We start from the raw sequence: 14,983 nt of genomic DNA on the forward strand, positions 1-14,983 counted from the left end.
AGGAAAATCTGAGAGGTATATCTATATATGAAATGAGTTGATACACCATGAGAGCCACATCAAATTCAGGAAGATTCTGGGTGAATGTTCGAGATAGCTTTTGGTTTTTACCCGCTATTTATGGATTGATTTCTATACTGGCTGTGATTATCGTTACGATTGCAGACTTCTTCCTGCTCCCGATCATACAGGATTTTGTACCAAATATTGTTTTAACAAATCAGGACATCGCCAAATCTTTATACAGCGCACTTATTACAGCAATTCTCACCATGACGACGATCAGTTTCTCCACCATCATGGTAGTATTGACTACTTACACGACACAGTTCTCTCCGCGTACGTTACAAGATTTTATGAAAAACCGCTTCACGCAACACGTATTAGGGGTTTATTCTTTCAGTTTCGTTTTCGTTTTGCTTAATCTGCTTATTTTGACAGAAGATAAAAAGAAAGTAATGGCAAGCCCATTTTTCACTGTCCTCATCTCGATTGTTTGTCTAGCCTTTTTCGTACTTTTCATCCACCACTCGTCAAGGTTCGTCCAAGTCAATAATTTGATCAGTGAAATACGCAATCGGACATCAACCGTGATTAAAACAACTTATGCAGAGAAAAGCTTTCATGAAGAAACAGACTGGGACCAGGAAGTTATCAATGATTTAAGACAACAGGAACCTCAAGTGATTGCAGCCAGTCACTCCGGCTATATTCAGCAGCTGCAATTCAAGAATTTGATTGAATGGGCCGCCAATGAAGATGCGATTGTTGAATCAGAGTTCCAAATTGGTGACTACATTCAAAAGGGAATGCCCATTTTCAAATGCTGGTGCGCCAGGGAAATGGAAGCAGAAGAAAAATGTCAGCAGTACTTGCTGATCGGAAATGAACGTGTAGATACTCAAGATATTGAATTCTCCATCCAGAAACTGGTAGAAATCGCTGTGAAGGCGATCTCTCCTGGAATCAATGACCCCCATACGGCAATCAACTGTATCAACAGGATCGGCTCACTTCTCGCTGATCTTGGAAGTGAATATCAACCGATTCGCTACTATTCCGATGATAAGGGGCATCTGCGAGTAATTATGGAACCAAAACAGTTCGAAGAATACCTCTACATGAGCTTTTACCAAATCCGCATCTATGGAAGTAATGATGTTTCCGTGATGAACGGAGTGATTGAAGCTTTATATCAAGTAGCAGCCGTAAATGGTAATGATGTGAAAAAAGATGTATGGGAATTTGCTGAATTCCTGATAAAAGCAGTGGAAGTTGACCGAAACGGATTGGATTATAAGTATTTCAAGAAGCAAGTTGATAAGTTGTCATCTGCTTGTGCTTAATAAATGGACCTTATAAAGACAGCCCCCTTACATTCAGGGAGCTGTCTTTTACTATGTATATCTGCTATATAATAACTGTGAGCCCGATTCCACCCTGCTTTTTGAAACAAGACAACATTAGTGAACGACCCAGCCTGAAATCAGCCATTCTGCCACATATCCAGAGGCATGATTAATCTTCAATTCACAGGGATGCTTACTAAGCTCGGCAGGCTTAATAAACCACGAAAAGGGAGTGGGAGTAAGAGGATTTGTTAAGGAGAAGGTGAACATCATAAAAAAACAGGATTGGAGTATCAAAGTTTATTTAAGTCTCTGATTAATACGATCCAATCCCTCGGTTTTTGCTTTTTCTGTAGACAATTCTCTTTTCAGTAACACATTCTCAGCGGTCATCCCCGCAAGAATGGAAATACCTATCAATGTTCTCAAAACTTCAGGCTCTGGAACTAAATAGGTAACCGCAAATATAGCGGCCGCACTACCGATGAAGAAATCCGCTAAAAAACCAAGGTATATGCCTTTAGGCCGTACTCTCTTTTTAGGAAAGATCAATACCTTCCCATTCCTCATCAAATGAGCGATCACCCCTGTCAGACCTCCTATCAAACCAGCGATCAACACAGTATTCGTCATAGACACACCCCTTTAAAAATAGCTTAAAAAAAGCGGCTCCCGGAAGATACTTAGAAACATAGGCTAATATGCACTAATCATCGACCAGAGACCGCTGCAAGCTTTAAGTCTGTTATTCTTTTAGAAGGAAGCTATAACATTATAATGAACACCATGTTATTAGTATACACTTATTTTTTCTGAAAATAAATACTTTTTTAACAATTTATTACATTTTTGTTACATCTAATTCATCAATCAATTCGTGGATCTTATTTTCATAAAAGTGAACCTCTTTCTTGGTATTGGCATCAATCATTTTCTTCTTTAAAGATTCATATTCTTTCAAATGTGAATCATCCACCTTCTGGATAGATGATCCGCTTTCAGCCTGCAATGTATCTAAATACTGTTGGATTTCAGCAAAATAATAACGCGTCTCTTCTATAGATTCAGCATTTCTCAAAGAATGCATAAGCTCGTCGAATTCTTCCTTTTGTGATTCATTCATCTGGAACAAAAGCTCGCACCTCCTTATCATTTATTTGGCTGTATCTTCTATGACTTTAATACCACTTAATTGTCTATCTCACACAAGTAATTTTAAAAAAAGAAAACTTTTCGAGGAACCACCAGCCTGTAAAGGTAGTGAAGGTTTACAGATCAGTGATATTCTTTATCTTTTTATATTTTTTCACCTGTTCCTCATTATACACATCTAACTGTTGTTTCAAATCCTCTAATCTCTTTTCAATTTGATTATAATACAAAGCCTTATGCTTCTCATAAAAATTCTTATCCACCTCAAAAACTTCAAAAAAAGCAGAATAATCCATCCTAAGTACGAATTTCAAATCATTGAGGATAGCCGAATGAATTACTTCTACTCTATATTCCACTCCCTTAAGTTCTATAGCTTCCAATCTTTCCACGACTTTCTCTAAGCTTTCTTGTAACATATTCAAATTAGCATCAGGGGTTTTCTTTTTGTTGAAAGCATCATTGTAAAAATCAAGGCTGGAGATGGCATTCTGCAGTTCTCTGTTTAATTCACTGTTCACCTTCAAAAAATTTTCTATCGATTCCTTACTTCTGATCGCTTCTTCATAGCGAATCCTGCTTCTCATTATATAGATGGCAATACTTCCTGACAGTCCCGTCCCTATCAAGGACCCCCAAAAGGTCGTGTCCCTGAAGAGATTAATAATTATTTCACTCATTATCCTCTCCCCTTATACTTGTTGGTAAACTCAGTCTATTCGTACCTATATAGGGAGATGTAAAATTAAACAAAAAATACTTGACCTCAAACAGAGACGTTTGAGAACAAGCATTTTCTTAAGTCAATAAAAGAAATGACGCAGCCTTTCCCTGGATGAGAAACTGCATCATTCCAGCACTTTATAGGGATGGTTCGATCGGGAACAAATCAAGGACTTCTCCTTCTGCCCTTTTAATCTCTTGGATAACTCAGTTATGATCACGCAGTGTATTCTTAATCCATAATGTGGTTGCTTTTCAACTCTCTTTCTCACAAACTTACACCACCATCAACTTAGCAATCATGAATCCCTTGAAACTATGACTTAGATATACTAAAATTAAGTTCCTACTGTTGCCTCCCCACCTTAGAGAGGAGGCAAAAATTGAAAGATTATGAAGTGGGCTCCTTAATAAAAAATCACTGTAAGAATTGCTATAATGATGAACAAAGAATTATTAAGATGGTTCCCAAAGAGTTCTCTGAAAAAGTAGTCCATACACTTTGGACTCAATGTACATCGTGTGGACAAAACCACACTCGTTTCATACAAATTAATAACTGATTCTGAATCAGTAAGCATGGTTATACCAGCAGTTAACGTGTCAAGGCTCTCGCTTTGGCACTTTTTCATTTATTTTCACTTAATTACTGCTCTTCTTGCCCAGGCTTTTCTTATATCATAGCTTCTCTCTGACAACTAATGACTCACTTCATTCGTACTAGAATTGTGACATGTTTTTGAACTAATCATGGTCTGCTATTTATTCGCTTTAAAGCAGAGTATAATCCTTTTTAAAAGGAGTGGTACCATGAGCTGTGATCAATTACGAGACAGAATTGAATCTAAAAGAAAAGAAATGTACCATGCCTACTTGGTTGAGAAAGACTATTCTGCAGCGCTAAAAAAATCCCGTGAATTAGATTCTATGCTCAATAAATTCAGAAAGCTTTGCCTAAAATCGTTTATTTTGGCTCTGGGTGTTTTGATATTTTAAGTACCATATAAAGCAACAATCTTGTACACAATTTTTTCTTAAATAAAAGACTGCAATCCATTTTTTAACCGTTGTATAATACTCCTGTTGCTTATTTTAAAGGAGTGATCATATGAAATTTGAATTAACTAAAGAACAGAGACAAATGATGGTCGAAGATATACAATACTTCTACTTAAACGAAAGAGGAGAAGAAATATCTGAGTTTGTAGCTGATAATATCCTGGAATTCTTCAAAGACTCGCTAGCCCCCCACTTTTATAATAACGCAGTAAACGATGCAATCACTGTTCTACAAACCCAATACTCTTCGATTGAAGAAGAAGTTCGCACACTTGAACGTCCTATGCGTCGTTAGTAACCAGGAGTGTTAATATATATGATTCATGATATTGCTGATCAGTAAACAGCTAGTAAAGTCAATGAAGTATTCACACTAATATAAAGCATTAAATCATTAAATGAAAAGACGTCTAATACAAGTCCACTGAAGAACTGCAATTTTTGAGTTGTGCATCAAATAAAGAAGCCGAGTTGGATGATTGAATCGTTCAACTCGGCTTCTTTTATTGCAGCACTTCTTTTGGAGAAGTCTGATCATAGTGATGTTTTTTGATTGTTCTCTGTTGATTCTATGACGAGCGTTTGGTGGTGACGCCTACGGGAACAGTACGAGCCGAAGATCCATTTGGGTCAAGTGATCTTCTTGACCAAGTTAGCTGAGGCCGTGCCCGCGGCAAGCATCCACCGACAAGCGATTCGTGAGAAGCAACAACAAACTTTTACAGTGCCTCCAGATTGAGAAGGGCTTTTCAGTAGTCTCTCTAATACAGGAGTCTCTTTACATATACATTTCTCATAACTAAATCAACAATTTATTCACAAAACAAAAAGAAATGACGCAGCCTCTCCATGGATGAGAAACTACGCCATTCCGGCACTTTGTATGGATGATTCCGATTGGGCTCGAACCAACGACTTCCACCCTGTCAAGGTGGCGCTCTCCCAACTGAGCTACGGAATCGTATGTAGGATTTTGTCGGCTTTTCTTGCTGACAAGTAATAATATACTACGGATCGAAAAAGGTGTCAACAGAATATAAAGATTTTTTTAAGTAATTGTAAACCACACTTTTCCCTATCTAATTTTTGCTAAAACCCATCTGTTCAACTTTTTGCACAATTCTATGATAAAATAGAAAGTGGAACGTTTACATGTATAGGAATAGGGGAATTTTATAATGAATTTCCATGCTGTGAGGAGGTGCTCGGAACATGGGTAGAGATGGATCCATGACAGAATATACAATAGACAGCCAATATTTGAATGAAACGATGAAATTAAGAGTGTACACACCTAAAAATTTCTCTCCATTGTATAAGTACCATTTCTGTATCATGCAGGATGGAAATGACTATTACTCAATGGGGCGTGCGGCCACGCTGAGTGATAAGTTGCATAAAGATGAGGAAATCGATAACACGATTTTCATCGGCATTCATTATAATGACAAGTACGACAGGCAAGACAAGTATCATCCAGATGGGAAAAAACAATCGGATTATGTGAACTTTTTGATCCGCGAGGTCGTCCCTTTCCTAGATGAGGAGCTTCCTGGGTACTGCATGGGACGCGGCCGTACGCTTGTCGGTGATTCGCTGGCAGGAACGCTTGCGTTGATGACGGCGGTGAAGTTCCCGAATATCTTTGGTAATGTGATTATGCAGAGTCCTTATATCGACCAACATGTGAGAGAGGTTGTAGAATCTACGAAGGATTTCTCTTCTCTGACGATTTATCATACGATCGGAAATGAAGAGACGGATGTTGAAGGGACGGAAGGTACACGGAAGAATTTCTTAGCGCCGAACCGTGAACTTCGTGACTTTTTAAATCGTCAACCGCTGGCTTATACTTACCACGAACTCGATGGTGACCATACCTGGGGAACGTGGCAGAAGGATTTTGAACGTGCTTTATTGAAAATGTTCAGTAAGGAGTAACGTAATATATAGGAAGAATCAGGAGGTTTAGTCCAATGAGATACGGAATAGCAGTTTTTCCATCAAAAAAAGTACAGGATGTGGCGAATTCTTACCGCAAACGTTATGATCCCCATTACGCGTTGATTCCCCCACATATTACGATGAAGGAGCCTTTTGAAGCGGATGAGAGTGAAATTGAGAATAAAATCATCCCTGAATTAAGTGAAATCGCAAAAAACACAGAGCCCTTTTCTTATGGTGTTTACAAAGTAAGCTCTTTTTCACCAGTAACCAACACGATTTACTTAAAAATTGAACCTTCAGATGAGATTTTTGAATTGAATGATATGCTTCATGCGGGTGAGCTTCCTGAAGAACGGTACTTTTCTTTCGTCCCTCACATCACCATTGCCCAGAAGCTTTCTGATGAAGAGTTTTCCGATGTCTTTGGCAGTATGCGGATGTTGAACTTCGATCTTGAGGATCATGTCGACCGCTTCCAGCTTCTTTACCAGCTTGAGAACGGTGCTTGGAGTGTTTATGAAACGTTCCGCCTTGGTAAAGGGTGATTCCATGGATATCTTGAAGGTTTCAAATAGTGTTCAAAAAGACGACGCTTACCATGTTAGACGCGTCGTCTTTGTCGACGAACAGAAAGTACCTGAGGAATTGGAAATTGATGAGTTCGATGATACCGCGATTCATTTAGTCGGTTACGAAGGAGAGCAGCCTGTTGCGGCTTCCCGTCTCCGCTTCGTCGAAGGATATGGAAAGCTCGAGCGCATCTGTGTTACAAAAGAACAGCGTGGCCGATCATATGGCAAGAAAATTATCAAAGCCATGGAGGAAGTCATCCGTGAGCATGGATATAGCAAAGCCAAACTGAACGCTCAGACCCATGCAGAAGAGTTCTATGAGTCCATCGGTTATTTGACTGTTTCTGGTGAATTTCTAGATGCCGGGATCCCTCATGTAACTATGACAAAAAGTCTTTCATGAATAAATATTGAAAACCCCTGCCTATTTTCATATAAAAGGCAGGGGTTTTCGTTTAGAATAAAATTCTTTTGTCTAGAATGTAGCGTATAGGACTTGAGAGAAGGATCGTGAGCTTCCATGGAATATTTACAAATTACGACGGAGACTATATTCGGTTTCGCCGCCCTTTTTGTAATGACAAAAGTGCTCGGCAAATCGCAAATCACTCAAATCACTGCATTCGACTTCATTGCTGCCCTCGTTCTTGGTGAATTAGTAGGAAACGCCCTTTATGACCCTGAAGTGGGTATCCTTGATATCGGCTTTGCGGTTTTATTATGGACTCTGTTGATTTATGGAACAGAAATTGTTACAGAGAAATTCAAAGGCAGCCGTAAATTATTAGAAGGAAGCCCTTCCCTCGTCATTTATGAAGGAAAAGTTGATCGGAGCCAATTAAAGAAAAGCAAGCTGGATATCAATCAGCTCCAACATCTGCTTCGTTCCAAAGATGTTTTTTCTTTCCGGGAAGTTCAGTATGCGGTGCTGGAAACTGATGGTACAATTTCCGTCTTGAAAACCTCCCAGTACCAAACCGTGAATCGCAAAGACATGAACTTGACACCAGAGGACGTCCCTCTTCCACGAACGATCATCAGTGACGGGGAAATCATATGGGACAATTTACTAGAAACAGGCTTTGATGAGAAATGGCTTGAACAACAACTGGAAGCACAAGATTATAACGAACCAGCGGAAGTGATGTATGCTGAATATAAAACAGGGGATAAAGATTTATACATCCTCGGTATGTAATACCGGATAAAACATCCAACGGTTGTCGACAATGCAGTCCTCGATGAGGGCTGCTTTTTTTAATCCGACAAGATATGCGGTCACTGCCGTGCGATACAGGAGCCATTGAGATAATTGAGGGGCCTGGACGTCATAGTGTGCGCACATATCCGCGACAATTTCTTCATGCGTAATAGCTTTTGCTTCTTTTATGTAGCTGTGTAACCAGTCCAGAAGCTTTTGATGATAGACGATATTTTGCTCAATCGTTTCACAAGGGTCCTCTTCATATTCACCATGCCCCGGCAAAGCACCTTTACACGGAATCGTCAAAAGTCGTTTAAGACTTTCCATGGTCATGGAAGCATCTGTGATATAAGGTATTTTATGCTTATGTAACGTATCTTTACTGAAATAACTGTCTGCGGCATATAAAATGCCATCTATTTTCAAGGCACTCTGATTGTAACTGTGGCCAGGCAATAAAAATGCTTCCACTGGGATAGCCCCTACTTCCAAAGGTCCCTCATTCACCACTTCATCAATGCGTACGGGCGGCCCCTGTAAAAACTTGTTTTGTAATTCCGGGAGTGGATCATTTCCACCGAAAAGGTACAATGGTTCTAAAGATGGATTTCGCAGGATAGCCTCCTCAAATACAGGCGCTATCGTATGGACGTCATATTGCTCTTGAATATAGGCGGCTCCCCCATAATGGTCCGCATGAGCATGCGTAATAAAAAGGTGCGTCAAAGGGAGCTCACGTTTCTTAAGCTCTTTGAGCACCTTTTTAACAGACGAACGGTCTATGCCAGCATCTATCAGCACCCCGCGTGTCCCTTGATTCACATATCCGATATTGACAGAACTATGGTAATAGTAGCAATGGTCATTGAGTTGGTGAAAAGACATAAACTACACGGCTCCTTTAGCTTTTATTATATAGTTTCGCTAAAGTTGCGCCCTTTTCCTGTCACCTCTGAATAAACAGTTTCACTGATGACCTTTTTCACAGGGGAAACAGGCTGAGTGGAGGCGTGGAATTCGGAAGAAGTATGGAGTCCACTCATTTGTTGATAGTCAAGCCGGTGCTGTTCGCGTGGTTGATCATGCTTCATTTTGCTGTCCAGGCTTGCCTTGAACACTCTCTCTAACGCAAATGGTGAACGTTCCGTCTGGGTTGTGCGGGCTTGATAATCCTGATATTGAAATTGATTGACAGGTAAAATGTATCCCATATCGACTCCTCCTTGGTATTCTATACCCTGTTTCTTCAAGAGGTATACGTCCGCTTCCCATTTTTACGTCAATAAAACTCCACTACTCAAAAAAGTTTTCCATTTTTCCCATCTGTTTATTCAAGAACTTCTCCATATCTGTCATCCGTTTTGTGAACCGGCGATCCCATGCTTGAAAATCTTTTTCCCAAGCATTGAATTTCTTCTCGGGTTGTTTTATGATTCCATTCATTTTCGACGTTTCTTGATCAATCTCCTTCAAAACTTGAAACAGACTCTTTTCTTTTTTCTCACTCAAGAAGATTACTCCAGGAATAAATGATTGACTGAAGAGCTGCGAGAGCTAGAATGAAAACGAGCCATTCCCCATAAGGAACCATTATATAGAAGAAAACCATAATTAACGATGACCAGACTCCGACACACCATTGACAGCCAAGGCCTTCACCAATAAACCCTTTCGGCTCTATCCACTCTTCTTCAATTCCATCTTCATTCTTTTCGATTCTCACTTCGATAAATGGCCGGCGCAGCCACTCCATGATATAATCCCTGACGATCAATCGCGTGAGGCGGAAACTTGCCAACCCTAATAGAAGAAACTCAAATATATTCAACATTCTCATCAATCCTTTCTTAAGTAAAAGCACAAGGCTCTAACCTTGACCGATTCATCAAGAAAAAGCCACTACATTGCTCGTAGTGGCTTACTCCTTATTCATTAAAACCAGCGAAACCCTCCACGTTTTTCAGAACCTTCATCATCCTGATGACGTGAGCTGCTCTCTTCTTCTTCTCTACGTCTCTGGCCGCCGAAGAATGGATCGACCCGATCTTCATTTTCCCGTCGGTGATGGCGGTCATCACGCTGTGGCTCGATAACAACGTTATCCGCTTTTATGACAAGGTCCTTCACATGAATAACCTTTTTCTTTTCAGACATTCCACTCACTCCTTAATCGAATTCACTGTTAATCTATGGTGTTCGCCCTGATTAGGTATAGTCGTCTGCCTATTCATTCGAAAATAATTTCTGATTCCAAGAAAAGAGACAAATGCCCACACCGACGCAGGCATGATACATATTCTAGTAAAGACAATACGTCAATACGTATGGAAAGGGGAAAATTTTAATGAGCTGTGGTAAAAATAATAATTCAGGCTCTTGTGTGATTGATATTCTTAAAGATATCGTCGATGCTCAAAACGACGTCATGCACGACTGCACGACAAGCTGTGAGCAATCAATCGCAGACCTTCTTGGGGACACTGGTGGAGGCTCAGGCTTCGATACAGTTCCTGTCATCCTTTACTGTAAAGATGGATGCAAACCTTTCAAAGGGTTCGGATCAACACGCAGTGGAAACGATTGTGAAGTGAGAGGAAGCTTTTTCTTCCGCGTCAAATCCGTCGATCACGATGGATGTGCGATTCTTGAGCTTCTATTCGCAGACCGTTGGGGACGCGACTCAGAAGACGATGAGGATGAAGTTGAAGCCTCCCGTCATCACCGAGGTCACGATCCAAACTCACCAGCAGACCAAAGCTGCAGAAACCTACGTGCTTCAGGAATCTGTATCACTGTAGATTTGAACTGCTTCTGCCACGTTACTTGTCTTCCTGCAGCAGCAACTTTATAATTGCACTCAGAAAAACCGCGCGGAGTAGCGCGGTTTTTTTGTGGTCAACTTTTCGCAAAAATGCTTTTGTTTCAAATCAGGGCCCCAGCCACTCACTTACTGCCTTAAAATCCAAGCAAACGAATATCTTGAATCGCCTCAAACGGGACTTCTTGTTGAAACGGCCGCTGGAATACCTTCATGTGGACAATGCCTTCTTGATAATCGGTGATATACCCCCGGTGCTGTTCTTCATCTGTCGTCACTTCACATTTCATCTTAGGCACATGTGGCGAAAGATTAAAAAAGTAATTCACTTTCTCTTCCAGAGATAAATCATGGAACCTTTGACGTCGTTCTCTTGAAGAAGTTCTTTTTGCATCAGGTGCAGATTTCTCCACCTTAGTTTGTACTTCTTCAGCCGCACCTTCAGTTTTCAGCTTTGACAACTCTTCCAGATGAGGGGCTTGCTGTCTACGCATCCGTACTTCTTTTTCTTGAACCGGTGTTTCTTTCACGTTTGGCTCCTGAGATGAGCCCGATTCAGTCGGTCTTTGTGTACGGAAGCTCGTTTGCATCGGAACTTCTGCAGGCTTGAAACTCGGCTGTACAATATAAAGCATCGGCTGCTTAGCAAGTCGCTTCTCTTCGGCCATAGGAATCTCTCCTTTTCCATTCGGTCATCATTCTATGTATATGCCCAGAATCTGGCTCATGTTCATTTCTCCATCCTTTCGACAAAACTTCTGATTTTTTTACAACAAAAGCGCAAGCGCCTTGTTCACCCCCGACAAGCTTAAGCAAACCTTTGAAGTGGTGGTTTTTGCCACAGCAAAGGGCTTGCTTATGACCTCGAGGGGGTAGGCGCTGGAGCTGGACGAAACAAAAGCGCAAGTGACTTGGTCACCCCCGACAAGCTTAAGCAAACCTTTGAAGTGGCCATTAAGACTAGATAAAAAAAAATCCCTCTTCTACTATATGCTTGTAGAAAAGGGATCCTTCTTTTTTAGTAATGATAATCAATCAATTAATAAGCGACTGTACTGAACCCGGAGTCCACGTGGATAATTTCACCTGTTACTCCTCGAGAAAGATCACTCATCAAGTAGTAACCTGTGTCACCGACTTCTTCTTGTGTGACCGGACGGCGCAATGGCGCACGTTCTTCAATGACTTTCATGATCTGGTTGAAGTCACCGACACCTTTGGCAGACAATGTACGGATCGGGCCAGCAGATATAGCATTTACGCGGATGTTGTGCTTACCAAGGTCGTTCGCTAAGTATTTCACACTCGCATCCAAGCTAGCTTTTGCAACACCCATGACGTTGTAATTCTTCACGACTTGCTCGCCGCCAAGATAAGTGAGCGTCATAATGCTACCACCATCAGTCATCAATGGCTGGGCAGCACGGGACACTGCTGTCAGTGAGTAAGAACTGATATTGTGAGCTGTCAAGAAGCCATCACGACTGGTATTCAAAAATTCATCCTTCAACTCTTCACGATTTGCAAAGGCGATACAATGGGCAAGTCCGTGGATGACTCCGACATCTTGTCCAATCTGTTCAAAGGTTTTAATGATCGCTTCATCATCTGTCACATCACATTCATAAACAAGGGACTCTTCTCCGCCTTCTAATGTGGCAGCAAGATCCTGGACTGACTTTTTGAAACGTTCAGAAGCGACTGTGAAAATAAGACGTGCTCCAGCAGCATGCAATGATCTTGCAATGCCCCAAGCAATGCTTCGTTTATTGGCAACACCCATGACTACATACGTACGTCCTTCTAATGAAAAATTCATTATATACCCTCCTTGAGGTTGATTTTATTAATTAGTATTTGTTATTAGTACCTGCTCCTATTTTAAACCATCATCTTTTGAAAAACAAATCACACTTTATGCTTTCCCCTTTTTTTCACCGACCAACCCTGAAAAACGCCGAGTGTTCTAACCATGGAGAATTGCCACTGAAGAACTGCACCTTTTTGAGTTATACATCAAACAAAGAAGCCGAGTTGAACGGTAAAATCGTCCAACTCGGCTTCGTTGATTTCACGATGAGCGTTCGGTGGTGACGCCTGCGGCAACAGCGCGAGCCGAAGATACACTTGGTAAAGTGATCTTCTTGACCAAGTTTAGCTGAGGCCGTGCCCGCGGCAAGCATCCACCGTCAAGCGATTCGTGAGAAGTAAAAAAACTTCCCCAGCTCCTCTAGATTGAAAAGGTTTTTTCAGTTGCCTCTTCTTTTAGGAGGTTTTTTTGTTAACACCATTCACAATATTCGAGTTCCATTTTCAATTCATCCACGTATTCATGAGAACCCGTGACAATCAGACGGTCACCCATTTTCAGTTCCGTATCTCCATGGGGAACAATCGAATCTTTCCCACGGAAAATACGGACCATGATTACGTCCCCTGTAAACGGAAATTCACGCAGATGCATGCCGTTGTACACAGAGTTGTTCATGTTTATTTGATAGAGGGCACTCTCTTCTTTTGTCAAAATATCGAGCACGTCCGGAGCTTCGATCATCGCTTTCAGTAAAGCTTTTGAAGACAGGAATACAGAGAATACGCTGATGTTCAAGTCTCTCATTTCCTGGGAAAGCTCCGGTGATTCCACACGGACAATCACTCGTTCCACCCCTTGTTCTTTAGCAAACCGGGCAATCTCCGCGTTTCGTTCTTCTTCCCCTGTAGAGGCGACAACCAGGTCGACATCGAATACACCGAATTCTTTCATTTTCTCGACATCATACCCGTCAAGCTCCTTGATATCAAAACAATTCCGACTTATACGTTCATCGATTTTTTCAACTTTTGTATGGTACAAGTGTGTTTCATAAGACTGACTGTCAAGTTCTCTTACGACAGGCATTGTCATCCGGTTGGACCCTACGAAAGAAACGATGGTCCGGTGGTCTTCTTCTTCAAAGCGACCGTAAACCTTCTTGAAAACGATCGGGGCGACGAGGCAGGTCAAGACGGCAACAAGGATAAGTGCGCCTTCCATTTGATCGTCAATCATTCCCTCACGCTTTCCGATCGCAGCTGCTGCAATAACAAGTGACAATGTCGACGTCAGAATGAATCCTGAACCGAAGACTGTCTTTTTGTCATACCATTTACTCAAAATGAGCGCTGGTAGTATTTTTGATATCAACAGCGCGATGAATAATAGCGGAATCAATAATATGACTTTAGAGTCCGTGAACAAACTCCAAATATCAATATCCACCCCGACCATTACAAAGAAAATCGGAATCAGGAATCCATAACCGAAACTGTCCAACCGCTTCACCATTTCCGGGTTCGGTGACAACAAAGAAACCAATGTACCCGCTAAGAAGGCGCCCAGGATATTCTCTGCGCCGACTGTTTCAGAAAGGGCGACAAGCAGTAAGATAAGAGTGAATACTGCCCGGGTATCGATTTGGATCGTCCCTTTGGCCATAGTTTCCACGAATGATTGATCGCGGAATTTTTTGCCGATGTAATAAAACAGGACACCTGCTACGAAAAGAAGGAGCAACAGCCAAGTGTTTCCACCATTTTCCCCGTAGATGGAAACAAAGACCGCTAACAAGATCATCGTGACCAAGTCTGCAATTACGGCAATGAGCAAGATTGTCTGCCCGATGGTGGTTTTCATCATTTGGGCATCTTTCAACGTTGGAACAACAACACCTAGAGATATTGTTGATATGATCAAAGTCATCAAGAATGCATTATCTATAAATCCAGCCCAGACGAACATATAGGACAAAGCTAAAGAGATAGCGAAAATACCTAAAAAGACGATTGTCGCTACCCATACAGGATTGGGTGCTCCTGTTCCTTTGTTCTCTGGTTTGGCTCTTTTCTTTTTACTTGCGAAAATAGAAAAATCAATCTCTAAGCCACTCAAAAACATAAGGAAGATGAACCCGAGGGTCGATAAGATTTCCAACCAGCTTCCGTGCTCCACCAAGTCAAATCCACTTTGACCGATGATCAAGCCTACGATGATTTCTGCAACGACAACCGGAATCATATTCAATTTGAAACGGTGTAGTAAAATGGGAGTAATGAATGCTGCGATAATGACAATAACTAAGGAAGTTACTGAAGCACCATGTTCCATACTCGCCCTCCTTCC

General features: G+C 41.3%; 19 protein-coding genes and 1 tRNA gene. 8 read left to right on the forward strand and 12 right to left on the reverse strand.

From position 1 onward, the window contains the following. The first annotated feature begins 80 nt into the window (after positions 1-80). On the forward strand, positions 81-1,346 hold the full coding sequence (locus HLI_RS04625) for a DUF2254 domain-containing protein (protein ID WP_241655935.1): 1,266 nt from the start codon (positions 81-83) through the stop codon (positions 1,344-1,346). Between the two features lie 303 nt (positions 1,347-1,649). On the opposite strand, the gene HLI_RS04630 is transcribed toward HLI_RS04625, so the two are convergent. From HLI_RS04630 to HLI_RS04640, 3 genes are all read right to left on the reverse strand, one after another. Further along, a complete protein-coding gene (locus tag HLI_RS04630; RefSeq protein WP_128523463.1) occupies positions 1,650-1,982 on the reverse strand; it encodes a DUF4257 domain-containing protein in 333 nt (110 codons plus the stop codon). Positions 1,983-2,190: 208 nt separating this feature from the next. Beyond that, on the reverse strand, positions 2,191-2,481 hold the full coding sequence (locus HLI_RS04635; protein WP_128523465.1) for a hypothetical protein: 291 nt from the start codon (positions 2,479-2,481) through the stop codon (positions 2,191-2,193). A 136-nt stretch (positions 2,482-2,617) separates the two neighbouring features. Next, positions 2,618-3,181 (reverse strand): hypothetical protein, encoded by a 564-nt coding sequence (locus HLI_RS04640; protein WP_128523466.1) that lies wholly within the window; start codon positions 3,179-3,181, stop codon positions 2,618-2,620. A gap of 853 nt (positions 3,182-4,034) precedes the next feature. Here HLI_RS04640 and HLI_RS04645 point away from each other — a divergent pair. After that, a complete protein-coding gene (locus HLI_RS04645; protein WP_128523468.1) occupies positions 4,035-4,220 on the forward strand; it encodes an aspartyl-phosphate phosphatase Spo0E family protein in 186 nt (61 codons plus the stop codon). 112 nt (positions 4,221-4,332) lie between these two features. Next, complete coding sequence (locus tag HLI_RS04650; RefSeq protein WP_128523470.1) at positions 4,333-4,578, forward strand: DUF2164 domain-containing protein; 246 nt, start codon at positions 4,333-4,335, stop codon at positions 4,576-4,578. 593 nt (positions 4,579-5,171) lie between these two features. On the opposite strand, the gene HLI_RS04655 is transcribed toward HLI_RS04650, so the two are convergent. Beyond that, positions 5,172-5,244: transfer RNA gene (locus HLI_RS04655), tRNA-Val, on the reverse strand. A 251-nt stretch (positions 5,245-5,495) separates the two neighbouring features. Here HLI_RS04655 and HLI_RS04660 point away from each other — a divergent pair. From HLI_RS04660 to HLI_RS04675, 4 genes are all read left to right on the forward strand, one after another. Beyond that, positions 5,496-6,224 (forward strand): alpha/beta hydrolase, encoded by a 729-nt coding sequence (locus tag HLI_RS04660; RefSeq protein ID WP_128523471.1) that lies wholly within the window; start codon positions 5,496-5,498, stop codon positions 6,222-6,224. 35 nt (positions 6,225-6,259) lie between these two features. Continuing rightward, positions 6,260-6,775, forward strand: coding sequence for a YjcG family protein (locus tag HLI_RS04665; RefSeq protein WP_128523473.1), 516 nt, complete (start codon positions 6,260-6,262; stop codon positions 6,773-6,775). A 4-nt stretch (positions 6,776-6,779) separates the two neighbouring features. Further along, complete coding sequence (locus HLI_RS04670; protein ID WP_128523475.1) at positions 6,780-7,205, forward strand: GNAT family N-acetyltransferase; 426 nt, start codon at positions 6,780-6,782, stop codon at positions 7,203-7,205. Between the two features lie 117 nt (positions 7,206-7,322). Further along, complete coding sequence (locus HLI_RS04675; protein ID WP_128523477.1) at positions 7,323-8,000, forward strand: DUF421 domain-containing protein; 678 nt, start codon at positions 7,323-7,325, stop codon at positions 7,998-8,000. On the opposite strand, the gene HLI_RS04680 is transcribed toward HLI_RS04675, so the two are convergent. The 5 genes from HLI_RS04680 to HLI_RS04700 form a co-directional block, all read right to left on the reverse strand. Further along, on the reverse strand, positions 7,980-8,891 hold the full coding sequence (locus HLI_RS04680) for an MBL fold metallo-hydrolase (RefSeq protein WP_128523479.1): 912 nt from the start codon (positions 8,889-8,891) through the stop codon (positions 7,980-7,982). The genes HLI_RS04675 and HLI_RS04680 overlap by 21 nt on opposite strands. Positions 8,892-8,917: 26 nt before the next feature. Beyond that, entirely contained in the window at positions 8,918-9,217 is a 300-nt protein-coding gene (locus HLI_RS04685; RefSeq protein ID WP_128523481.1) for a hypothetical protein, read from the reverse strand. A gap of 82 nt (positions 9,218-9,299) precedes the next feature. Beyond that, positions 9,300-9,515, reverse strand: coding sequence for a hypothetical protein (locus tag HLI_RS04690; protein WP_128523483.1), 216 nt, complete (start codon positions 9,513-9,515; stop codon positions 9,300-9,302). After that, positions 9,508-9,837: a DUF1360 domain-containing protein gene (locus tag HLI_RS04695; RefSeq protein ID WP_128523484.1), complete on the reverse strand. Its 330-nt coding sequence runs from the start codon at positions 9,835-9,837 to the stop codon at positions 9,508-9,510. Before HLI_RS04695 ends, HLI_RS04690 begins: the two co-directional genes overlap by 8 nt. 101 nt (positions 9,838-9,938) lie before the next feature. Further along, the gene (locus HLI_RS04700) at positions 9,939-10,160 is read right to left on the reverse strand and encodes a hypothetical protein (RefSeq protein ID WP_128523486.1); all 222 of its coding nucleotides are present in this window, start codon (positions 10,158-10,160) and stop codon (positions 9,939-9,941) included. A 190-nt stretch (positions 10,161-10,350) separates the two neighbouring features. On the opposite strand from HLI_RS04700, the gene HLI_RS04705 reads away from it, so the two are divergent. Then, the gene (locus tag HLI_RS04705; protein WP_128523488.1) at positions 10,351-10,857 is read left to right on the forward strand and encodes a CotY/CotZ family spore coat protein; all 507 of its coding nucleotides are present in this window, start codon (positions 10,351-10,353) and stop codon (positions 10,855-10,857) included. Positions 10,858-10,961: 104 nt separating this feature from the next. On the opposite strand, the gene HLI_RS04710 is transcribed toward HLI_RS04705, so the two are convergent. The 3 genes from HLI_RS04710 to HLI_RS04720 form a co-directional block, all read right to left on the reverse strand. Beyond that, a complete protein-coding gene (locus HLI_RS04710; RefSeq protein WP_128523490.1) occupies positions 10,962-11,492 on the reverse strand; it encodes a CotO family spore coat protein in 531 nt (176 codons plus the stop codon). 371 nt (positions 11,493-11,863) lie between these two features. Then, positions 11,864-12,643 carry an enoyl-ACP reductase FabI gene (gene fabI / locus HLI_RS04715; RefSeq protein WP_128523491.1) on the reverse strand — a complete coding sequence of 260 codons (780 nt, stop codon included), beginning with the start codon at positions 12,641-12,643 and terminating at the stop codon, positions 11,864-11,866. 462 nt (positions 12,644-13,105) lie between these two features. Continuing rightward, complete coding sequence (locus HLI_RS04720) at positions 13,106-14,968, reverse strand: monovalent cation:proton antiporter family protein (protein WP_128523493.1); 1,863 nt, start codon at positions 14,966-14,968, stop codon at positions 13,106-13,108. Between the last annotated feature and the right edge of the window lie 15 nt (positions 14,969-14,983).

The sequence above is a fragment of the Halobacillus litoralis genome (assembly GCF_004101865.1).
GTDB classification, from domain to species: domain Bacteria; phylum Bacillota; class Bacilli; order Bacillales; family Halobacillaceae; genus Halobacillus; species Halobacillus litoralis_A.